A 20,786-nucleotide genomic window follows, 5' to 3' on the forward strand; every position below is an offset into this window, starting at 1 on the left:
CCAGAAAGGAGAACGACGATGTTCGAATGGTCCGAGACCGATCTGATGATCCGCGACGCGGTGCGCACCTTCATCGACAAGGAGATCCGGCCGAACCTGGACGCGCTCGACACCGGCGAGATGCTGCCGTATCCGATCATCCGAAAGCTGTTCAGCGAGTTCGGGATCGACGCGATGGGCGGCGACGCGGTCGAGAAGATGCTCGCCAAACAGCGGGCCAGGGAAGCCGCGGTCGCGGCGGGGGAGCCCGCGCCGGAGAAGAAGAAGTCTTCCGGCGGTAGCCCGTTCAGCGGGCAGGAGTCGCTGATGGCGGTGCTGATCGGCGAATTGTCCGGTGTCTGTATGGGTTTGGTGACCGCGATGGGCGTCAGCATCGGGCTGGGGGCGACCACCATCATGTCGCGCGGCACGCTGGCGCAGAAGGAGCGGTGGCTCGCCGACATCGTGACGATGAAGAAGGTCGCGTCCTGGGCGATCACCGAACCCGACTCGGGCTCGGACGCGTTCGGCGGGATGAAGACCTACGTCAAGCGCGACGGTGAGGACTACATCCTCAACGGCCAGAAGACCTTCATCACCAATGGTCCCTTCGCCGATGTGATGATCGTCTACGCGAAGCTGGACGAGGGTGATTCGGCGGAGAAGCGCGAGCGCAAGGTGCTGACCTTCGTCCTCGACAAAGGCATGGAGGGGCTTACCCAGGGCAAGCCGTTCAAGAAGATGGGCCTGCACGCCTCGCCGACCGGCGAGCTGTTCTTCGACAACGTCCGCCTCGGCCGGGATCGGCTGCTCGGCGAGACCGAGGAGCACAAGGGCGGCGACGGTCGCGAGTCCGCGCGCTCCAGCTTCACCGCCGAACGCATCGGGGTGGCGTTCATGGCGCTGGGCATCATCAACGAATGCCACCGGCTCTGCGTCGAGTACGCCAAGAGCCGCAAGCTGTGGGGTCAGGAGATCGGGCGCTTCCAGCTGGTCCAGCTCAAGCTGGCCAAGATGGAGATCGCCAGGATCAACGTGCAGAACATGGTGTTCAACGCGCTCGAGCGCGGTCGCGCGGGCAAACCGCCGACCCTCGCCGAAGCCTCCGCGATGAAGCTCTACTGCTCCGAAGCCGCCACCGACGTGGCCATGGAAGCCGTCCAACTCTTCGGCGGCAACGGCTACATGACCGAATACCGCGTCGAACAACTAGCCCGCGACGCCAAATCCCTGATGATCTACGCGGGCTCCAACGAAATCCAAGTAACCCACATCGCCAAGGCCCTCCTCGGCCGCTGACGCTCCCACACCCCTACCGCACGCCTCACATAGGCACCGCCTATGTGAGGCGTGCACAGGATGTGTGAGATTCACACGGCGCGGAGATGGGTGCGGCTGGCGTAGACGTGTTCGGCGATGAGGGTGGCTATGCGGTCGGGGGCTTCCAGCATGGGGACGTGGCCGACGCCGTTGACGAGGATGCGGTCGGCGGAGTCGGGGAGTTCCTTCAGGTAGCGGCGGGCGTAGACGCGGTTCGGGATGATGCGGTCGTACTCGGCGAGCAGCAAGCGGACCGGCGTGGGCAGGTCGGACAGGTCGGCGAGGGCCGGGGCGCGCAGGCCGCCCGCGATCATCGGCACCATCGCCGTGCAGTACAGCGCGGCGCGCAGGACGTTCGCGATCTCGCGGCGCGGCACCGCCGAAGCCTGCTTGCTCAGCAGGAACAGCGCGAACCGCTGCGGAATGAAGTTGTCGGTGGCGAAGTCGCCGAGCCGCCTGCCGATCCGGACGAGCGGGACCAGCGAGAGGAACTTCAGGCCGACCCGGAACTGAGTGATCGAGGGGACGTTCCAGCCACCGGCGGGCGCGATGAGCGTCAACGTGCGGGCCCGGCCGCGGCGGGCGAGTTCCACCCCCACCCAGGCGCCGAGCGAGTTGCCCGCGATGTGGCAGGTGCGCCAACCCAATTCGTCGAGCTGGGCCTCGATCCCGTCGGCCAGCACGGACACGTCGGTGTGCCAGCCCTCGGAGGGCGGGCCGCCCCAGTGCCCGGGAAGCGCGGGCGCGTACACCTCGCAGGCCGAGGACAACCGGTCCGCGGTGCGTTCCCAGCAGTGCGGCGAGAGCATGAACCCGTGCAACAGCAGCAGCGGATCGCCGGAACCCAGGTGCAGGGCCTTGACCGGTCCGGGTTTGTCGGCCGCGCGTGCGGTTCGCGCTCGGCTGGAACGCGGGGCGGCCGGGGACTTGGAGGTGTCGGACGTCATCGTCAGCACCCCTTCCTGGACGGCGGTGTCCGGGGGCGATATCTCTGACCAGCATTGTACGGTCGTCGGGTGCCCTACATCATCTCTACGATCAACGTAAACGGCGTCCGAGCGGCCACGGGTAAGGGCATGCTCGAGTGGCTCGCCGCCACCGAGGCCGACATCGTCTGCCTACAGGAGACCCGCGCCACCGACGAGCAGACCCGCGCCGCACTCGCCCCCGCGCTGGCCGACGGCTGGTGGCTGGCGCATGCCGAGCCGGGGGCCAAGGGCCGGGCCGGTGTCGGCATCCTCTCCAGGCGCGAGCCGAAGGCCGTGCGCGTCGGATTCGGCAGCGCCGAGTTCGATGCTTCCGGGCGCTACCTCGAGGCCGACTTCGACGAGCTGACCGTCGCCAGCGTTTACGTGCACTCCGGCGACGCGGGCACCCCGCGCCAGGACGAGAAGTACCGCTTCATGGCCGAGTTCGGCGCCTACCTGACGACCCGCACCGGCGAATTCGTGGTCGGCGGCGACTGGAACATCGCGCACACCGAACGCGACCTGAAGAACTGGAAGGGCAATCTGAAGTCGGCCGGATTCCTGCCCGAGGAACGCGCCTGGATCGATGAGCTGATCGCCGCGGGCTACGTCGACGTGGTGCGTCAGCTGCATCCGGGCGTGGACGGTCCGTACAGCTGGTGGTCCTACCGCGGCCGCGCCTTCGACAACGACTCCGGTTGGCGCATCGACTACCAGATGGCCCGCGGCGAGCTGCCCGGCCGCGCCAAGCAGGCCGTTGTCGAGCGGGCCGCCGCCTACGATCAGCGCTGGTCCGACCACGCGCCGGTGACGGTGCAGTACCGGTGACCGAACGGAGTGAGCGAATCATGTGCTTGCGTGCCGCACGCGGGGCGTCGAGCGTATGTGAGGTGCGGGCATGTCCGGCAAGGTGATTCGGGCGCTCGCGGCGCTCGGCGCGGTGGCGGTGGTGTTGCTGGTGGCGGTGCTCGCTCTGCGCGGCGGCTCCGACACCGACCGCACCGCGGGCTCGGCCACTACAGGCACCATCGCGACTGCCACGAACGGCCCGGCGCGCTCGCCCGCCAGTAACAGTCCCGAGCGTTCGCCCGCCACCTCTGCCGTCGCGGCGACCACAAGCACGGCGCCGAGCCGGGCGCAAGGCGTCCCGGACCGCGCCTACGTGACGCTGGCCGAGATCGACGCGGGCCGCTGGCCGGATTCGGCGAACGCGCCCGGCACCAAGGGCGGCGAACGGTGGATGAATCGCGAGGGCACGCTGCCGCGCACCGACGCGGCGGGCAGGTCGATCACCTATCGGGAGTGGGACGTCAATCCCAAGCAGCGCAATCGCTCCCGCGACGCCGAACGCATCGTGACCGGCAGCGACGGCACGGCGTGGTACACCGGCGACCACTACGAGACCTTCACGAGGATGCGCTGATGACCCGCCCGGTTCCGCTCTCGCGATTCCTCGCCCGCACCCCAGACGGCGCGCCCGCCGTCCTCGGCGGCCTGTCCACGCCGGTGCTCGGCGCGCTCCCTGTCGACGCGCCGGAGCTGAGCGAGGTGCGTTACCGCGCGCCCGCGGGCTACCTGGTGCGCGAGCTGCGCGGGCCCAAGATGCGCGGCACGGCGGGCGTGTTCGACGAGTGGGCCGCGGCGTTCCAGTTCCCGTACTACTTCGGCGCGAACAAGGACGCCTTCGACGAATGCCTGCGCGACCTGGACGATTTCGTCGGCAACGCGAGCGGCTACGTGGTGGTGGTGCGGGACGCGGTCGCGCTGCTCGCCGATCAACCCGACGAGCGAGACTGGTTCGAAGAGGCGATGCGCGACTGCGCGGGTTACTGGGCGCGGCGCGATGTCGCGTTCCGCGTGGTGTACCAGGGCGCCCCACCCTCGGGTGAGTTCGTTCCGCTGTCCTTGGGTTGATCCGGGGGCACCTCATCCGCGTGTTCTCGGGGCTCTTGGGCGCAGGCCGGGTGACCTCCCCGCCGCGCTGTACGGCGACGGCGTGGTCACCGGCCACGGCCTCGTCGGTCGGTCTCGGGCCGATCAGCCGAGGCGGCGCGCCAGATCCTCGCCGAGCAGGACGAACACATCCGTGGTGTGCTCGATGAGTTCCTCTTTGCTGAGCGGCAGATCGCCCTGGAGCCACGTGGTCAGCGTCTGCACCAGCCCGCCGACCAGGTAGGTCGCGCGGAAGAAGATGGCCGGATCCGGTTCCGGCTCGGTGATGCCGTAGAAGTCGATGCCCTCCGCCGCGACCATGCGCGCGAATACCCGGATGGTCTCGGTGGTGCGGGCCCGCAGCTCCGGCGTCGCCATGCACGCGATCAGCGCGACCTTGGCCTTGCGCGGATCGTCGGTGAGCAGGTGGATGCCAGCGGCGATGGCCGAATGCGCCTTGGCCCGCGAGTCGTCCGGCGCGTCGCGCAGGCCGCCGAGGATGGCGACGGCCAGTTCCTCGGCGATCCGGTCGGTCAGCGCGGTCAGCACGGCGTCGCGGCTGTCGAAGTTCTCGTAGTAGTAGCGCTCGTTGAGCCCGGCCTGCGCGCACAGGCCGGAGACGGTCAGCTTGGCGATGCCCTGGGTGCCGACGATCTCGAGCGCCGCGTCCAGCAGGGCCGTGCGGCGCTGTGCCCTGCGCTGGTCGGCGGAGACGCCGCCGTAGGTCCGCTGCGCTGTCACAGCTCGATTCTGGCACGGCAACGATTCTGGTAGTGGTCCTTGCCACAATGAGAAATCTGGAGGATTCTATTGCCAGATGCCGTGGGCCCCGGTGTATGCCGGGTCCTTCGATGAGGAGACAACGATGTCCGCACGCTCGTCCACGCCGGGATACTTCGCCGCCAACTCGATGGCGCGGCGCGTCATGAGCAAGCGCGCGGTCGGCCTCACCTACGGTCAGCGCGCGCTCGTGGTCGGGGCCGTGCACCCTCGGCTCTACGTCGGGACCGCGGAGAACACCGAGCACCGCGATACGCCCTACACCCGGCTCGCGCTCACCGGCAAGCTGTTCGAGGCCGTTTTCCTCGGCAGCAAGGAGGAGGCGGATCGGGCGCTGGCGTTCACCACGAAGAAGCACGCCAAGGTCGTCGGCGAGCTGCCCGAGGACGCCGGGCCACACCATCCCGCGGGCACCCCGTACTCGGCCCTCGATCCGCACCTGATGTTCATGACCATGGCGTTCACCTTCGACTCCGCCGAAGTGATGTACGACCTGCTGGTCCGCAAGCTGACCGACGGCGAGCGGGAGGGGCTGTACCAGGACTATGTGCGTTGGGGCGAGCTGTTCGGCATGCCGCGCTCGGCCGCGCCCGCCGACTACCCTGCCTTCCGCGACTTCTTCGACGGCTACCTCGCCTCCGACGAGCTGTTCCTCACCGAGGAGGCTCGGTTGGTCGGCTCGTACCTGGCCGGTCAGCGTGTGCCGTATCCGCAGCGTGCCCCGTTGCACCAGGTCACATCGGCGTTCTTCCTGCTGGTGCAAGGCAGTCTGCCGCCGCGCGTTCGGGCCATGTACGGCATGCGCTGGGGGATGGCCGACGAACTCGCCTTCCGCGCGCTGGCCCGCGGCGTGCGCACGGCGCATTTCGCGCCGCCGCTGGCACCGAGGGTGCTGCGCGGCACGCTCGCCGGTCCGAGCGGCCCGGTCTACCGGCTGGTCTCCGAGCGGGAGCGCGCGCTGGCGCGGACCGGGCGACCGAGCATGCCCGGCGTCGACCCGCGCAACTGGGCGGCTAGAAATTCCCCTGGACTCACATGGGAAGATCGGAGGCATGTCGAGTCCCGCACCAGCCCCGGCCGCCGAGCGTAAGCAGCGTGTGCTGTCCGGGATCCAGCCGACCAGCTCCTCGTTCCACCTGGGCAACTACCTTGGGGCGCTGCAGTACTGGGTGACCTTGCAGGACGACTACGACGCGCTGTACTTCATCCCGGACATGCACGCCATCACCGTCGCGCACGACCCGAAGCAACTGCGGGCGCGGACACGGGCCGCCGCGGCGCAACTGCTGGCGATCGGTATCGACCCCAAGAAGTCGACGCTGTTCGTGCAGAGCCAGGTGCCCGAGCACGCCGAGCTGGCCTGGGTCCTCAGCTGCATCACCGGTTTCGGCGAGGCCAGCAGGATGACGCAGTTCAAGGACAAGTCGGTCCGGCAGGGCGCGGAGAACGCGACCGTCGGCCTGTTCACCTACCCGGTGCTGATGGCCGCCGACATCCTGCTCTACCGCCCGCATCAGGTGCCGGTCGGCGAGGATCAGCGCCAGCACCTGGAGCTGACCCGAAACTTGGCGCAGCGCTTCAACGCCCGCTACAAGAAGACCTTCGTCGTGCCGGAGGCGCACATCGTCAAGGGCACCGCGAAGATCTACGACCTGCAGGACCCGACCGCCAAGATGAGCAAGTCGGCCGCCACCGACGCGGGTCTGATCAACCTGCTCGACGATCCGAAGATCACCGCGAAGAAGGTCCGTTCGGCGGTCACCGACACCGAGCGCGAGATCCGCTACGACACGGACGCCAAACCGGGTGTCAGCAATCTCCTGGTGATCCTGAGCTCGCTGACCGGAACGCCGATCGTCACGCTGGAGAAGGATTTCGAGGGCAAGGGTTACGGGGACCTGAAATCCGATGTCGCCGACGCGCTGGTGGAATTTGTCACGCCCTTGCGCGCCAAGGTGGAAGAGTATCTGGCGGATCAAGGCGAACTCGACCGTATCCTCGCCGCCGGCGCGGAGCAGGCGCGTGAGATCGCCGGCAACACTCTCGCACAGGTCTACGACCGGGTGGGTTTCCTGGCCCGCTAGCCCGGGTACGACGCTTGCGAGGGCGTACCGCCGCCTTCGCTCCGGCCGTGCGCGGGGAGCCGACGGGCCGGGTTCGTCAGGAGGCGTCGAAGGGGCGAGCAGGTGCAGGCGATCGACAACATCAAGGCCGGGATCGAACGCCGCGTGCAGGCGCGGCCCTGGCTGGACCATCTGATCCGGGCCGGTGGCCGCTATCAGCGCCAGCGTGGCGACTACTTCGCGGCCGGGATCACGTATTTTACTGTGCTGTCGCTGTTTCCGTTGCTGATGGTGGCGTTCGCGGCCGCGGGCTTCGTACTCGCGGGCAATCAGGAACTGTTCCAAGAGCTTCAGGACAAGATCGTCGAGACCATCCCCGGCGAGCTGGGCACCCAGCTCAACGATCTCATCGACCAGGCGGTCCGATCCCGCGGTACGGTCGGCGTGCTCGGCCTGCTCGCCGGCCTCTACACCGGGCTCGGCTGGATGGCGAACCTGCGCGCCGCGCTCACCGAGCAGTGGGAACAGAAGCACGAGGAGGGCAACTGGATTCGCACCAAGATCTCCGATCTCGGTGCGCTGATCGGCCTCGGCCTGGCTTTCGTGGTGTCGCTCGGTCTTTCGGCGCTGGCGTCGAGCAACCTCGGCGCTCAACTGCTCGAGCGCTACGGCCTCGCCGACCTACCTGGCGCCCGGGTGCTGTTGACGCTGCTGTCGATCCTGCTCGCGTTGCTGGCGAGCTGGGCGGTGTTCGCGTGGATCATCGCCAGGCTGCCCCGCGAGCCCGTCACGGTGGCCAGCGCCGCGAAAGCCGCGCTGATCGCCGCGATCGCCTTCGAGATCTTCAAGTTCGTCGCCTCGATCTACCTGCAGATCGTGCTGCGCAGTCCGGCAGGGGCGGCCTTCGGTTCGATCATCGGTCTGATGGTGTTCAGCTACATCACCTACCGCATCATCCTGTTCGCGACCGCGTGGGCCGCGACCGCATCCGAGAACGAGCCCGAGGTCGCGCCCCCCGCACCGGCCCCGGCCGTCATCCAGCCGCGCGTGATCGACAATGCCGGACCGTTCGGCCGCGGCGCGGCCTACTTCGGCGCGGGCGCGCTCGCCGCCCTCGGGTTGGCCACCCTGCGCAGGCGGCGCTGAGGTACGCGGCGGGGATGGGCCGCGCTGATCGGACTCGCCGGAGCGATGGCATCGAAACTGCCCAGCGCCGTGGGCAGTCGACGTTCCGCGTTGAGCAACGCGGCTGGGATGGGCTGAGCGGACTCGCCGGAACCGAATCCGCTCAGCGCCGTTGGCGGTTGATGCGCCGTGCCTTGAGCAGCAGGAACAGGATCAGCACGATACCGCCGACCATCAGCAGCGTGCGGAAGCCCGCGTTGTCGCGCTCGTGCGGCGGGCTGGCGAGCACGTCGCCGCCCTCCGGGCCCGGCGGAGCGGCGAGGGCCGCCGTGGATTTCGCGTCCGTCGAGTTGTGGTTCGGCAGCATGCCGACCTGGGTGCCCGCGGGCAGCGCGAAACCGTAGTCGAGCAGCCGGGCCGCCTGCTCCCACGGCCGCAGCGGGCGCACCTCGGCCTGCAACAGGGCGACGGCCAGCCTGCGCCCGTCGCGCTGTGCTGCCGCGACGAAGGTCTGCCGCGCGTCGTCGGTGAAGCCGGTCTTGCCGCCGAGCGCGCCCTCGTAGTTGAACAGCAGATGGTTGTCGTTGCCGACGGCGAAGCCCGGGTGGTCGACGTCGTCCGGGATCTTCGGATTCTTGGGATAGCCGGGGAACTCGATCTGCTCGGTGCGGATGAACTCGGCGAACAGCGGGATGGTCATCGCCTCGCGGAACAGCAGCGACAGGTCGTAGGCCGATGTGCTCATGCCGGGACCGTCCAGCCCGGACGGCGTCGCCGCGCGGGTATCGAAGGCGTACAACGATTTCGCCAGCTCGTTCATCTTCGCCACGGCGGCGTCGTCGCCGCCGAGCTGCGCGGCGATCGCGTGCGCGGCGTCGTTGCCCGAGGCCATGATCAGCGCCTGCATGAGCTGCCGGTTGGTGTAGCGGCCGCCGGGGCCGATGCCGACGCGGGTGCCGTCGACGTCCGCGTCCGCCTGGGTTCCGGTGACCACCGTGTCCAGCTGCAGCGTGCGCAGCGCGACGGTGGCGAGCAGCACTTTGATCGTGCTGGCGGGCCGGTAGCGCCCGTGCGGGTCCTTGGCCGCGAGCACCTCGCCGGTGTCCAGATCCGACACCACCCACGCGGTCGCGGAAATGTCCTTCGGCGGAGGCGGCGCGCCCTTCGGCAACACCACGCCGCACTCGCCCATCCTGGTCCCGCCCACCGGAGGCACGGGGACCGCCAGCGGACCGGGCGTCGGTTGACCCGGCGCGGGCACCTCGGAGGTGTCGATCGGCGCGGGCGGCTTGGTCTTCTGCGGGCAGCTATCCGTGTTCGGGGTGGTGAACGGGGCGGTGGTGGTCGTCGGCGCCGCGAAAGCCGGTGCGGCGAAAGCGCCGCCGAGCAGGGTGGCGGCGAGCGCACCGGCGAGACAGCGCGCGGCGCGGTGGCGGGGATGCGGGATTCTCATCGGGAGCGAGCCTAATAGGCGCAGGCGGACGGAGTCGGCCAACAGACCGTGGCTGGCCGGAGCGAAGGCCGAGGTCCGCCTAACAGGCGCAGCCGGACGAAGTTTCGGCGCCAGGCGCTCGGCCGGAGCGTCGGCGGATACCGGGCACAGTATTGACAGCCACCATAAAATGGTAGTTACTATCAAAAAATAGTAACTTCCATTTACGGAGGGATCGTGAACGCGGACACCCGACGCTGGCTCGCGCTCGGCGCGCTGGCACTCGCCATGCTGACCATCGGCCTCGATATGACCGTCCTGACTGTCGCGCTGCCCACCCTCGCGGTCGACCTGCACGCGAATACCGGTGCGCTGCAATGGTTCAGCTCGGCTTACACGCTGACGCTCGCGGCGTTCATGCTGCCCGCGGGCGCGCTCGGCGACCGGTACGGACGCAAGAAGATCCTGCTCGCCGCGCTCGTCTTGTTCGGTCTCGCTTCGCTCGCCTGCGCCTTCGCCGACACCTCGGGGCAGTTGATCGCCGCGCGGGTGGCGCTCGGTATCGCCGCGGCGGCCATGACGCCGTTGTCCATGGCGGTGCTTCCGGTGCTGTTCCCCGAGCAGCGCGAACGGGCCCGCGCCATGTCGATCTGGGTCACCGCGACCTCGCTCGGACTGCCGCTGGGTCCGGTGCTCGGCGGCTGGCTGGTCGACAACTTCTGGTGGGGTTCGGTCTTCCTGATCAACGTGCCGATGGTCGTGCTCGCCGCGACGGCGGTGACCGCGCTGGTGCCGGAATCGCGCAATCCGGAACGGCGTCCGATCGATCTGCCCGGTGTGTTGCTGTCGATGCTCGGGATGCTCGGTATCACCTACGGTTTCATTCGCTTCGGCGAAGAGGGCTGGGGCGATGCGACGGCCTGGATCTTGCTCGCCTCGGGCGCGATCGCGATGGCGGCGTTCCTGCTGTGGCAGCGGCGCGCCCGACACGCGCTGATCGACCTGGAATTGTTCCGCGCCAGAGGTTTCCGCTGGGGCTCCGTGTTCGCCGTGCTGATCACCTTCGCGATGTTCGGCATGTTCTTCACCGTGCCGCAGTACTACCAGGAGGTGCTCGGCGCCGACGCGCTCGGCAGCGGTCTGCGGCTGCTCCCCATGATCGGCGGCGTGGTGGTCGGGGCGCGGCTGGGAGATCGGCTGCTGCCGAAAGCCGGTGCGCGGGTGGCGGTCACGGCCGGGCTCGTGCTGCTCGGCATCGGCCTCGGCTCGGGCGCGATGACCGACGTGGACAGCGCCTACTGGTTCACCGCGTGCTGGATCACGCTGGTCGGCGTCGGCATGGGCATGGGCATGCCGGTCGCGATGTCGGTCGCCATCGACGATCTGGACGTCGCGCGCAGCGGCGTCGGGTCCGCGCTGCTGCAGGCGCTGCGGCAGGCGGCGGGCACCATCGGCGTCGCGCTGCTCGGCACCGTGCTCGTCACCCGGTACCGCGCCGAACTCGGTGCGCTGAACGTCGCGCCCTACGACGACGGCGTGAGCGGCGGGGCGGCCGCGGCGAAGGCGAGCGGAAACGCGGACGCGTTGGCGCAGGTCCAATCGGCTTTCGTCGGCGGGATGAGCCTGATGCTGTGGGTCTGCGCCGCCCTGTGCGCGGTGTCGGTGCCGCTGGCGCTGTGGGTGCTGCCGCGCCGCGCGCCGGAGCCGGTCGACGCACCTGCCGCCGCGGCGGCGCTCGATGAGTCAGAATCGACGCATGTCGGTTGAGTCAACGGGTGAGGGTGTCGCGGCGCCGGGATTGCGGGAACGGAAGAAGGAGCGGACCCGCCGGACGATTCGCACCGAGGCCTTCCGGCTGTTCCGCGAGCAGGGCTACGGGGAGACCACGATCGAGCAGATCGCCGCGGCGGCCGACGTCTCGCCGAGCACCTTCTTCCGCTACTTCCCGACCAAGGAGCAGCTGGTCATCGCCGACGACCTGGACCCGGTGCTGATCGATGAGATCCGCCGCCAGCCGCGCGGGCTTTCCCCGATTCTCGCCTTCCGGCAAGCGATGGACACGGCGTTCGCCACCCTGACGCCCGAGGAACTGGCCTTCGAGCAGGAGCGCCAAGCCCTGCTCTACCACGTGCCGGAACTGCGCGCGGCGATCGGCATCGAGCTCGAGCGCGGCATCGAGATGATCGCCGAGCTGCTCGCCGAATACCTCGACCGCCCCGCCGACGATTTCGAGGTCCGTGTGGCGGCCGGTGCGATCGCCGGAGCGGGCCTCGCCATCTCGTTGCGCGCGCCGGTGAACGCGGACAACCTCGGTCGCGCGATGGACTTCCTCGACGCCGGTCTGCCGCTGGACCCTTCCGTCGATTGACCGCGTCAGCTCGCCCCGGCCACCGATGGCCGCTTCTGCTCGCGCAACGCGCGCAGGGGAGTGTCGTCGTCCATCTCGGCGAAGAAGCCGCCGATCACGTCCTCGATCTCCGAAACCGACTCGGCGCAGTAGAGAATCGGCTGGTAGTGGGTGATGTCGTAGGTGGCGGTTCCCATCGCGACCACGTCGAGCGGCCGCAGCTCGGCCCGCCGGAACTCGTCCAGCTCGCCGTAGGAGGACAGCAGACCCGCCCCGTAGCAGCGGATTTCGCCGTGCTCGCGGACGACGCCGAACTCCATCGAGAACCAGAACACATCGGCCAGGAATTTCAGCGCCGTCTCGGTGGTCAACCGGGCGACCGCCGCGCCGACGGTTTCGTAGATGGCGGCGAAGCGGGGGCTGGCGATCTGGTTGGCGTGCCCGATGATCTCGTGGATGGCGTCGGGCTCGGGCGTGTAGAGCGGGGCGGAGTGATGCCGGATGTACTGCGTCGAGTGGAACACCCGGTCCGCGAAAGAGCCGAAGAACTCGCGCAGCGGCACCAGGCCGGCGGCGGGGACGTAGTGGAAGCCGGTGAGCGGGGCGAGTGCCGCTGTCACCTGGTCGAGTTGCGGGATGTGGTCGCCGGGTAGGTCGAGCCGGGACGCGGCGGCCAGCACTTCCGCGCACGCGTACGTGCGGTGTTTGCGAGCCAGTTCGGCGGAGACGATCCGCCAGACCTGTTGTTCTTCCTCGGTGTAGTCGATCTCGGGTACGGGTTCGCCCGGCCGGTAGGCCAGCGCGAGAGCGGCGATGGCGTTGCGGCGCGCCCGGTACTCGGGGTCGTGCACGCCGGGGTGCTCATCGCTCAAATGCACCGTCACGTCGCCGTCGCCGCTGCGGGTGACCGGCGAGTACAGCTGAGCCTCGGTGAACATATCTCGATGCAAGCACCGCCTGACCGTTCCGACAACGAAAGCCCGGCCAGCTGTACACACTGCCTAGCTGGCCGAGCGGTTTCCGTCGATTGCCGGTCTCGTTCATGGAAACGGTGACACTGGCGATTCAGTGATTTGCGTGGTACACGTGCACCACCGCATGCCCCTTGCCGCGCCCGATCAACCACTTGTTCACCGGTGTGGTGACCACGAAGGCGACGGCGAAAGCGAAGGCGAGCGCGCCCCAGAAGAGGGCGTCGTTGAGTCCGGCGTGCATGGCGCCGGGCACCGCGAGCAGCACCGCGTTGTCGGTGATCTCCATGACGGTGATCGAGAGGGTGTCGGCGGCGAAGGCGACGGACAGGGCGGCGCCGAACGCGACGCCCGCCTTCATCACGCCGCGGATGGTCAGCGCGTAGCCGAAGACGAAGGCGAGCACGATGGCGAGCACCATCGTCGGCAGCGTGCTCCAGCCCAGCGCGGTGCCGATGACCAGGCCGAGCACCTCGCCGATGGCGCAGCCGGTGAGGCAGTGCAGCGTCGCGGTCGCGGCCATTTTCCAGGTGGCCGCCGGACGATGCTCGGCGTGTGCGGAGTGGTCCGCTGCGGCGGTGTGGGCTTGCTGCGCGCCGTGCGTGCTCTCGTGCCGACCGGCCGCATGTCCTTCGTGCGCGGTCGGTTCGGAATGCCCTGCGTGCCCGGCGTGTGCGTGATGTGCTCCGTGGCCGTGTTCCATGTCTCGAATTATACCCCCATGGGGTATCGAGTCAAGCCCGGTATCGCGGCGCGTGTACGCGATTTGCCGGACATGAGCGGGGGTGATGCCGCAAGATGGCGAAAGTACGAAGGAGGACGCATGCATACCGTGCGGATCGATCTCGACCAGAAGCTGTTGGCCGCCGCCGCCGCGATCATGGGGACGGCCAACAGCAACGCCACCGTCAACGAGGCGTTGCGCCGAATCGTGGTGCACGAGCGGCAACTCCATCACCTCGAGAAACTGGCCTCGGGTGTGCTGTGCGCACTACCGGCGCCGGAGGCTGTCACCGTCGACGGTTAGACGGGCGCTGCCGGACGACGTCCGTCGACAGTCCCATGCATGGTCGCAGCGAAGGCGGAGGCCCGACCCGCGGCCTATCGCTGTGGTACGCACCGTGTGTCCGGTGGTGGAACGAGTTCGATCAGGTATTTCATGACCGGCTCGTCCACGCAACGCACGCCCTTGAACACGACGCCGTGCTGGGTGGCCGTGTAGGTGATCAGTGGTGCGTCGAGGGCCTCGGCCAGCCGCACGCCGCCCTCGTACGGTGTCGCCGGATCGCCGGTGGACGCCACGACGACCACTTTCGGCAGGCCCGTGATCACCGGCGGATGCGGCTGCCAATTCGGCGGCACCGGCCAGAACGCACACACGTCCAAGGGGGATTCGGTGATGGGCAGTCCGCTGTCGAAAATGGGGGCGACCTCGCGGATTCGGCGTTCCTGCTGGGTTACTTGTGCCCGCTCGGTGACTCTGACCTCCTCGAGGCACTTCACCGCCCGGTGCACGCCCATCCCGATGGACTCGGAATGGCCGGTGATGATCGCCTGGAGGGCGTCACCACGGCCACGGGTCAGCTCGGCGAGGGCTGCGGTGAGCTGCGGCCAGAGTGCCGGGCTGTACATCGAGGCGATCACCCCGTCGGCCGCATCGAAGAAATCCACTCCGCGCTGATCCGTGGTGGCCGCGGGATGGCTGATCAGCGGCAGGGTCAGCTTCCGGTAGACCTCCGTCGCCTGCCGGGGGTCGGTGCCGAGAGGGCAGTCGGGTGCCGTCGCGCAGTCCGCCGCGTAGGCCTCGAATGCCCGCTGGAACGCGGCGGCGTCGGCCACCGGATCACCCATGTTGGCCGCCGGATCGAGGGGACCGTCCAGCACCATCGCCCGGACCCGGTCCGGGAACATCTCGGCGAAGGTGGAACCGAGACGGGTGCCGTACGAACCACCGAAGTACGTCAGCTTCTGCTCGCCGAGCACCGTCCTGATCACATCGAGATCCCTGGCCACATCGACGGTCCCGACATGTGCGAGCAGCTTCGTCCCCGAACCGGCCGCACACGAGACGGCGTAGTCCTCGGCCTCCTCTTCCAGTTGATCGATCTCGCCGAAGGCATGGCCGGCCCCGAGTATCAACCGCTCCGTCCGCGTCTCCTCCGCGGATGGGCAGCGCACCAGCGGCGTCGAGGCGCCGAGTCCGCGCACATCCATGCCGATCACGTCGAAGCGTTCGGCCAGCGGCGTTTTCGCCAGCATCCTCGGCATGTCCAGGCCGGGTCCGCCCGGGCCGCCCGGGTTGGTGAGGATCGCGGCGACGCGCTCGCCGCGCGCCCGCAGCCGAGAGATGGCGATACGGGCGGTCTCGCCCCCGGGATCGGCGTAGTCCAATGGAACCGTCACCCGCGCGCATTCGATGCCCTCGGCGGAAAGCCCCGCGCCGCCGGGATAGTTCTCGCACGACTCCCAGGTGAGGGTCTGGCGGAGGAACGGTTCCAGGGTCGGAGCCGGCGCGACGAGCGGTTCATCGTCCGCGCACGCCGCCGTGGTGAGCAGCAGCGCCGCCAGCGCCGCGCGCGGAAACCACGACCGCACCACGCCCTGAATTGTCCTGCGCCTTCGCACTATTCGCCTTCTCCTGGGTAGCGGTTCGCCGAAGAGTGTGCCCGAACCGGCGGTTGTCGCTCCTGCTGGGATCCGCTCAGGCCGACTGGCAGACCAGTCCTTCGGGTGGTGGGGTGAGGTCGATCAGATACCGCAACACCGGCTCGTCCACGCACGCCACACCCTGGCCGAAGACGCCGTGCTGCACACCCTCGTAGGTGACCAGGGAAGCGCCGAGCGCGCGGGCCAGGTTCTTCCCGCCCTCGTGCGGGGTGGCCGGATCGCCGGTGACGGAGACGACGACGACCTTCGGCAGATTCGATACCGAGGGGACGTGCGGCTGGGAATTCGTCGGCACCGGCCAGAAGGCGCAGACGCCGAGGGGAGCCTGTCCGGTGCCGCGACCGTCGTCGAAAATCGGTGCGGCGGAGCGGGTGCGGCGGTCCAGTTCGGCGGCCTCGGCGCGATCGGTGACGCGCTTCTCCTCGAGGCAGAACACCGCCTGCTGCAAATCCCGCTCGACGATGCTCGGGCTCGCGATGACGTCCGCGAACGCCAGCAGAGCGTCGCCGCGGCCGTCGGCCAGCTCCTTCAGGCCCTCGGTGATACCGGGCCAGCCCGCCGGGTTGTACAGCGAATTGGCCACCGCGCTGAGCGCGTCGCGATAGCCGAGGCCGCGCGGGTCGGCGGTGGCGGCCGGTCGGTCGATCAGCGGGAGGACGAGGGCGTGGAAGGCCGCGGTGGCGCGGGCCGGGTCGGTGCCGAGCGGGCAGTCCGGCGCCTTGGCGCATTCGGCGGCGTAGGCGTCGAAGGCCTGTTGGAAGCCGCGCGAGAAGACCACCGCGTCGACCATGTCGGTGGCCGGGTCGACGCCGCCGTCGAGGACCATGGCGCGCACGCGGTCGGGGAACATCTCGGCGAAGGTGGAGCCGAGGCGGGTGCCGTAGGAGCCGCCGTAGTAGGTCAGCTTCTCGTCGCCGAGCGCCGCCCGGATCACGTCGAAATCCCGTGCCACATCCCGGGTCCCGACATTGGCCAGCACGTCGACACCCGTGCGCTGTACGCATTTCGCCACGTAGTCGCGGTTCTCGCGTTCGGTCTGCGCGATGCCTTCGGGTGAATAGTCGACGTCGAGCTCGTTGCGCTCCGCTTGGTACTCCTCCGGCGTCAGGCACACCACCTTCGGCGTGGAGGCGCCGAGGCCGCGGACATCGACGCCGATCACGTCGAAACGTTGCGCCACCTCGCTTTTCGCGAACATCAGCGGCATCACGATTCCGGGCGATCCGGGGCCGCCGGGGTTGGTGAGCAGGGAAGCGACCCGCTCGCCGCGGGCGGGGAGGCGGGAGACGGCGATCGAAGCCGTCGCGCCGTCGGGCTCGGCGTAGTCGAGCGGGACGGTCACCCGCCCGCATTCGAGGCCGCCCGCCGCAAGCTCGGCGCCGTGCGGGAAGTCCGCGCAGGAACCCCATGCGACGTGCTGGTCGTAGTACCTGCCGAGGTCCGGGCTCGCCGCGGTGTCGGAGCCGCCGCAGGCCGCGAGCGTCAGCAGCGCGGCTGCGCCCAGTGCGCGCACGGCGTGTGCCGCGCCGTCGCGGCCGTGGGCCGCCGAGTTGTTGGAGTTCTTGCGCCAACCAGACATTCGTCCCCCCGATCGGTTCGTTCCCTCATTCTGCCCGAACCGCGCGCCCACCCGACCTGTCGGTGGCCGCTGGCACAATCCGAACTCTCCAACGCATTCGAGGGGGATTGTGATGTCGGTACCGATCGCCAACCTGCCCTTCGGCCAACGCCCGCGCGAGCGACTGCTCGCGCTCGGCCCGCACGCGCTCAGCGACAGCGAATTGCTCGCCCTGCTGCTCGGTCAGGGTCGCCGGGGCGAGAGTGCGCTGGAATTGGCCGCGGAGCTCCTCGCCGAATACGGCGGCATCCCGGGCCTGGCCAAGGCTCGGCCCGAGGAACTGTTCCGCAGAGCCGGGATCGGGGTGGCCAAGGCCGCCGCGATCATCGCGGCCTTCCAGCTCGGCAGCAGGGCACGCGCCGAACCCGAGGCCGCCCCGCACCTGGAGAGCGCCCTCGATGTCGTCCGCATCGCCCGCCCGCTGTTCGACGGCGTCCGCGTGGAACGGGTTCTCGTGCTGGTCTGCGACACCCAGAATCGCTTGCGGCAGAAGGTGTTCGTCGCCGAAGGCGCGGTCGATCAGGTTGCCGTCCCGATCCGCGAAATCCTCAACACCGTGCTGCGCCACGACGGCCGCGCCTTCGCCCTCGTCCACAACCACCCCTCCGGCACCGCCACCCCCAGCCTCGACGACCGCCGCACCACCACCGCCCTCATCGAAGCGTCCCGCACCGTAGGCCTGCGCTTCCTCGACCACGTGGTCCTCGCGGGCGAACACTGGTCCTGCGCGACTCCCCTTCCCCTCGGCCGGGAATGAGTCGGCTCATGCTGCCCCGAGGACGACCCGCGCCTGCGGTTGCCGGGTGGACGGTGGATACCTGCTTGCGAGATGCCACGTTTCGCGGCGTCACCGCTCGTGCCGTGCTCCCTCCGACAGGTGGCCGCGCAGGCCGATCTCAGCGGCTCGGTGCACGATGCCGGTGATCGTGGTGGGTGTCAGCTTTCCTCTGGCGGAGTCGTCGAGCACCGCGTCGACCGCACCGACCATCGCACCGCTCAACGCCGCCGCGTGCAGGTCGTCGAGGTCGGCGGGGTAGGCGTCGAGGAGGGCTTCGGTCAGGCGCTGCCGCAGTCCCGCGTTGCGCAGCAGAGCGGCAGCGCGCAGGGCGGGCACTTCGGCGATGAGACGTGCTCGTATGTGGGTGAGTTCGTGGTCGAGCGGGAAACTCCAGCTCGTCGCCGCGCTCAGCTGATCGATCACGCGCAACAGCAGGTCGGCGGGGCCTTCGCGTGGAACGCGGGCGGCGAAGATCTCCGCGAGAAGTTCGTCGTAGAGGTCGTCGTCGGCGAAGACGACGTCTTCCTTGGCGGTGCAGTAGTTGAAGAAGGTCGCGTAGGAAACCTGTGCGGCGGCGGCGATCTCGGCGACCGTGGTGTTGTCGTAACCCTTCTCGGCGAACAATCGCAGGGCCGCCTCGACCAGAGCCTGCTTGGTCTTCCGCTTCTTCTGTTCCCGCAGTCCCATGCCTGGATTCTTACATGCCATCGAAATTTAGACAGAGTCTAACTTCTGCTAGCCTGGCGCCATGATCGAACGAACGGGGTGCGTCGTCGTGGGTGGCGGCCCAGCGGGGATGATGCTCGGACTGTTGCTGGCTCGCGCGGGCGTCGAGGTGACCGTGCTCGAGAAGCACGCCGACTTCCGCCGGGACTTCCGCGGCGACACCGTCCACCCGTCGACACTGCGCCTTCTCGACGAACTCGGCTTGGGTGAACGGTTCGCGAGAATTCCGGCCGGGCGCCTGCGGCAGATGCGGATACGCATCGGCGACACCGTCGTCGTGATGGCGGATTTCAGCCGAATTCCCGGTCGGCACAAGCACATCGCGATGGTGCCCCAGGGCGATTTCCTCGATCTGCTCTGCGCTGCCGCTTCCGAGGAGCCGACGTTCACCCTCCGTCGCAATTGCACCGTGACCGGATTGCGCCGCGACGACGACGGCCGGGTCACCGGCGTCGACTACACCGATGCGGACGATGGATCGCGGGCGCTCACGGCGGATCTCACGGTCGGCTGCGACGGCAGGTGGTCGGTGGTGCGCCGCGAATCCGGACTGCCGGTGCGCGAGTTCGAGGTTCCGATGGATGTGTGGCAGGTCCGAGTCCCCAAGGCTCACAGCGGCGACGGCGAGGTGTTCGGCTGGTTCGGCGGTGGTCAGGTGGCGGTCGCGATGGACCGCGGCGACTACCAGCAGGTCGCCTACCTCATCGCGAAAGGCACCGACGAGCAGCGGCGAAGCGAGGACATCGCGGCGTGGCGGTCCCGTCTGGGCGAGCTGTGCGGTTTCTCGGATCGGCAACTGGCCGCCATCCGCGACTGGGACGATGTCGCCGTCCTGCGGACCGGGATGAACCGCCTGCGCCGCTGGTACGCCGACGGCGTGCTGTGCATCGGCGACGCCGCGCACACCATGTCACCGGTCGGCGGCGTCGGCGTCAACCTCGCGATCCAAGACGCCGTGGCCACCGCCCGCTACCTCGCCGAACCCTTGCGCCACGGCACAATTCGCCGCACCGACCTGGCCCGCGTCCAACGCCGCCGCTCTCTCCCCGCGGCGATCGTCCAGCAGACCCAGCGCGGCGAACACGACATGCTCATCCACCCGGCCCTCGACGCCACCCTCGATGAACACCACCTCCCAGCGCCCCTACGCCTGCTCCGCCGCTCGCCCCGGCTACGCGCCATCACCGCCTACATCGGCGGCATCGGCCTCCGCCCCGAACACGCCCCACCCTTCGCCCGCCGCACAGAGCGCTCCCCAGTCCTTTGAGCGGTCCGCTGCGCGAATCCCGTGGGCGGCATCTGCGGACCCATCGCGAGTGAGTCAGTTCAAGCTGCCCTGGGGAACGACCCACACCTGTGGTTGCCGGGTTACGGCCGCGATGTGCTCGAAGTCGGCGTCGTAGTGGACGAGGACCGCGCCGTGGAACTCGGCCACGGCGGCGGTGAGCAGATCGATGATTCCGGCTGAACGATGCTGACTCCTGCGCGCCATCAGCAGCTGAACTTCCCGGGCGCGATCGGCGATGGTTTCGTTGATCGGCAGGTTGATGTACAGGGAGCGTCGTCGTTGGCCGATGTTCTGGACGTCGGCGAGATTGCGGCCGGAGTACCCGGCCTCGAGGTCGACGGTTACGCAGGTCGCGGCGGCGCGGTCGGCGATGAGGCCCGCGATGACGCTTTGTACCGGTGCATGCCTGATGCGAGCGGCCGCTGAGGTGTCCACGAGATGCAGCCGCAGTGGTGTCGTTTCGGTCAACGGCGAGCCTGGCGCATGATTTCCGGATCATCGATGTCCGGCCCGACCCCGAACCCGTGGGGATCGTTCAGCACCTGCTCGATCCGTCGCCTGCGATCGGCCACGAACTCGAGCGCGGCATTGACCGTGTCCTTCTTCGTGGTCGTGCCCAGCTCCTTGGCGGCCAGCGCCAACGCTTCGTCGTTGAGGTCGATCATGGTCTTCATATGTCTCATGATAAATCTCCAGCAGAGTACCCAGCAATATCGATGGGTATTCGTAGCCCTCGACGCTGCGGATCGGTGCGTGCCGGTCGCGGGGCGGAGCGCCAACGACGAAGGCCGC

General features: G+C 68.8%; 22 protein-coding genes and 1 pseudogene. 13 read left to right on the forward strand and 10 right to left on the reverse strand.

Annotated features, from left to right (window positions below):
- Positions 1-18 precede the first annotated feature (18 nt).
- Positions 19-1,278, forward strand: a complete 1,260-nt coding sequence (locus T333_RS07845; RefSeq protein ID WP_496424017.1) for an acyl-CoA dehydrogenase family protein — start codon at positions 19-21, stop codon at positions 1,276-1,278.
- Positions 1,279-1,349: 71 nt separating this feature from the next.
- On the opposite strand, the gene ephH is transcribed toward T333_RS07845, so the two are convergent.
- Positions 1,350-2,246, reverse strand: a complete 897-nt coding sequence (ephH, locus tag T333_RS07850; RefSeq protein ID WP_496424018.1) for an epoxide hydrolase EphH — start codon at positions 2,244-2,246, stop codon at positions 1,350-1,352.
- Positions 2,247-2,315: 69 nt separating this feature from the next.
- Between ephH and T333_RS07855 the strand changes: the two genes are divergently transcribed.
- The 4 genes and pseudogenes from T333_RS07855 to T333_RS07870 form a co-directional block, all read left to right on the forward strand.
- Entirely contained in the window at positions 2,316-3,095 is a 780-nt protein-coding gene (locus T333_RS07855) for an exodeoxyribonuclease III (RefSeq protein WP_496424019.1), read from the forward strand.
- 70 nt (positions 3,096-3,165) lie between these two features.
- On the forward strand, positions 3,166-3,690 hold the full coding sequence (locus tag T333_RS07860) for a guanyl-specific ribonuclease (protein WP_496424020.1): 525 nt from the start codon (positions 3,166-3,168) through the stop codon (positions 3,688-3,690).
- Positions 3,690-4,181 (forward strand): barstar family protein, encoded by a 492-nt coding sequence (locus T333_RS07865; protein ID WP_496424021.1) that lies wholly within the window; start codon positions 3,690-3,692, stop codon positions 4,179-4,181. Before T333_RS07860 ends, T333_RS07865 begins: the two co-directional genes overlap by 1 nt.
- Positions 4,177-4,287 (forward strand): annotated as a pseudogene (locus T333_RS07870) (hypothetical protein); the annotation flags it as partial. The gene T333_RS07865 and the pseudogene T333_RS07870, both read left to right, overlap by 5 nt.
- Positions 4,288-4,304: 17 nt before the next feature.
- Here T333_RS07870 and T333_RS07875 read toward each other — a convergent pair.
- Positions 4,305-4,940 carry a TetR/AcrR family transcriptional regulator gene (locus tag T333_RS07875; protein WP_496424022.1) on the reverse strand — a complete coding sequence of 212 codons (636 nt, stop codon included), beginning with the start codon at positions 4,938-4,940 and terminating at the stop codon, positions 4,305-4,307.
- Positions 4,941-5,064: 124 nt separating this feature from the next.
- On the opposite strand from T333_RS07875, the gene T333_RS07880 reads away from it, so the two are divergent.
- The 3 genes from T333_RS07880 (at position 5,065) to yhjD (ending at position 8,188) form a co-directional block, all read left to right on the forward strand.
- Positions 5,065-6,069 (forward strand): oxygenase MpaB family protein, encoded by a 1,005-nt coding sequence (locus tag T333_RS07880; protein ID WP_355000015.1) that lies wholly within the window; start codon positions 5,065-5,067, stop codon positions 6,067-6,069.
- Complete coding sequence (gene trpS, locus T333_RS07885; protein ID WP_496424023.1) at positions 6,032-7,063, forward strand: tryptophan--tRNA ligase; 1,032 nt, start codon at positions 6,032-6,034, stop codon at positions 7,061-7,063. The genes T333_RS07880 and trpS overlap by 38 nt, the downstream gene beginning before the upstream one ends.
- Before the next feature lie 102 nt (positions 7,064-7,165).
- On the forward strand, positions 7,166-8,188 hold the full coding sequence (gene yhjD, locus T333_RS07890) for an inner membrane protein YhjD (protein WP_496424024.1): 1,023 nt from the start codon (positions 7,166-7,168) through the stop codon (positions 8,186-8,188).
- A gap of 142 nt (positions 8,189-8,330) precedes the next feature.
- Here yhjD and T333_RS07895 read toward each other — a convergent pair whose 3' ends face one another.
- Positions 8,331-9,620 (reverse strand): D-alanyl-D-alanine carboxypeptidase family protein, encoded by a 1,290-nt coding sequence (locus T333_RS07895; RefSeq protein WP_357251232.1) that lies wholly within the window; start codon positions 9,618-9,620, stop codon positions 8,331-8,333.
- A gap of 216 nt (positions 9,621-9,836) precedes the next feature.
- Here T333_RS07895 and T333_RS07900 point away from each other — a divergent pair, with 216 nt between their 5' ends.
- Together T333_RS07900 and T333_RS07905 are read left to right on the forward strand one after the other, a co-directional pair.
- Positions 9,837-11,366: an MFS transporter gene (locus tag T333_RS07900; protein WP_496424025.1), complete on the forward strand. Its 1,530-nt coding sequence runs from the start codon at positions 9,837-9,839 to the stop codon at positions 11,364-11,366.
- Complete coding sequence (locus T333_RS07905) at positions 11,356-11,967, forward strand: TetR family transcriptional regulator (RefSeq protein ID WP_355000011.1); 612 nt, start codon at positions 11,356-11,358, stop codon at positions 11,965-11,967. The genes T333_RS07900 and T333_RS07905 overlap by 11 nt, the downstream gene beginning before the upstream one ends.
- A 5-nt stretch (positions 11,968-11,972) precedes the next feature.
- Here the strand turns inward: T333_RS07905 and T333_RS07910 are convergent, their stop codons facing one another.
- The gene (locus T333_RS07910) at positions 11,973-12,884 is read right to left on the reverse strand and encodes a phenylalanine 4-monooxygenase (protein ID WP_496424026.1); all 912 of its coding nucleotides are present in this window, start codon (positions 12,882-12,884) and stop codon (positions 11,973-11,975) included.
- 127 nt (positions 12,885-13,011) lie between these two features.
- Positions 13,012-13,620 carry a DUF4396 domain-containing protein gene (locus T333_RS07915; protein ID WP_496424027.1) on the reverse strand — a complete coding sequence of 203 codons (609 nt, stop codon included), beginning with the start codon at positions 13,618-13,620 and terminating at the stop codon, positions 13,012-13,014.
- Positions 13,621-13,740: 120 nt separating this feature from the next.
- Here T333_RS07915 and T333_RS07920 point away from each other — a divergent pair, with 120 nt between their 5' ends.
- Positions 13,741-13,944, forward strand: coding sequence for a type II toxin-antitoxin system VapB family antitoxin (locus T333_RS07920; protein WP_355000008.1), 204 nt, complete (start codon positions 13,741-13,743; stop codon positions 13,942-13,944).
- Between the two features lie 74 nt (positions 13,945-14,018).
- Here T333_RS07920 and T333_RS07925 read toward each other — a convergent pair whose 3' ends face one another.
- Positions 14,019-15,515 (reverse strand): alpha/beta hydrolase, encoded by a 1,497-nt coding sequence (locus T333_RS07925; RefSeq protein WP_496424028.1) that lies wholly within the window; start codon positions 15,513-15,515, stop codon positions 14,019-14,021.
- 103 nt (positions 15,516-15,618) lie between these two features.
- Complete coding sequence (locus tag T333_RS07930; RefSeq protein ID WP_496424029.1) at positions 15,619-17,163, reverse strand: alpha/beta hydrolase; 1,545 nt, start codon at positions 17,161-17,163, stop codon at positions 15,619-15,621.
- 112 nt (positions 17,164-17,275) lie between these two features.
- On the opposite strand from T333_RS07930, the gene T333_RS07935 reads away from it, so the two are divergent.
- Positions 17,276-17,959, forward strand: a complete 684-nt coding sequence (locus T333_RS07935; protein ID WP_355000005.1) for a JAB domain-containing protein — start codon at positions 17,276-17,278, stop codon at positions 17,957-17,959.
- A 90-nt stretch (positions 17,960-18,049) separates the two neighbouring features.
- Here T333_RS07935 and T333_RS07940 read toward each other — a convergent pair whose 3' ends face one another.
- Complete coding sequence (locus T333_RS07940; protein ID WP_355000004.1) at positions 18,050-18,667, reverse strand: TetR/AcrR family transcriptional regulator; 618 nt, start codon at positions 18,665-18,667, stop codon at positions 18,050-18,052.
- Positions 18,668-18,728: 61 nt separating this feature from the next.
- Here T333_RS07940 and T333_RS07945 point away from each other — a divergent pair, with 61 nt between their 5' ends.
- Complete coding sequence (locus T333_RS07945) at positions 18,729-19,973, forward strand: FAD-dependent oxidoreductase (RefSeq protein ID WP_496424030.1); 1,245 nt, start codon at positions 18,729-18,731, stop codon at positions 19,971-19,973.
- A gap of 54 nt (positions 19,974-20,027) precedes the next feature.
- Here T333_RS07945 and T333_RS07950 read toward each other — a convergent pair whose 3' ends face one another.
- Together T333_RS07950 and T333_RS07955 are read right to left on the reverse strand one after the other, a co-directional pair.
- Complete coding sequence (locus tag T333_RS07950; protein WP_355000002.1) at positions 20,028-20,462, reverse strand: PIN domain-containing protein; 435 nt, start codon at positions 20,460-20,462, stop codon at positions 20,028-20,030.
- Positions 20,459-20,659, reverse strand: coding sequence for a type II toxin-antitoxin system VapB family antitoxin (locus T333_RS07955; protein WP_496424161.1), 201 nt, complete (start codon positions 20,657-20,659; stop codon positions 20,459-20,461). The genes T333_RS07950 and T333_RS07955 overlap by 4 nt, the downstream gene beginning before the upstream one ends.
- Positions 20,660-20,786 lie beyond the last annotated feature (127 nt).

The organism is Nocardia sp. CNS-044 (assembly GCF_059570515.1).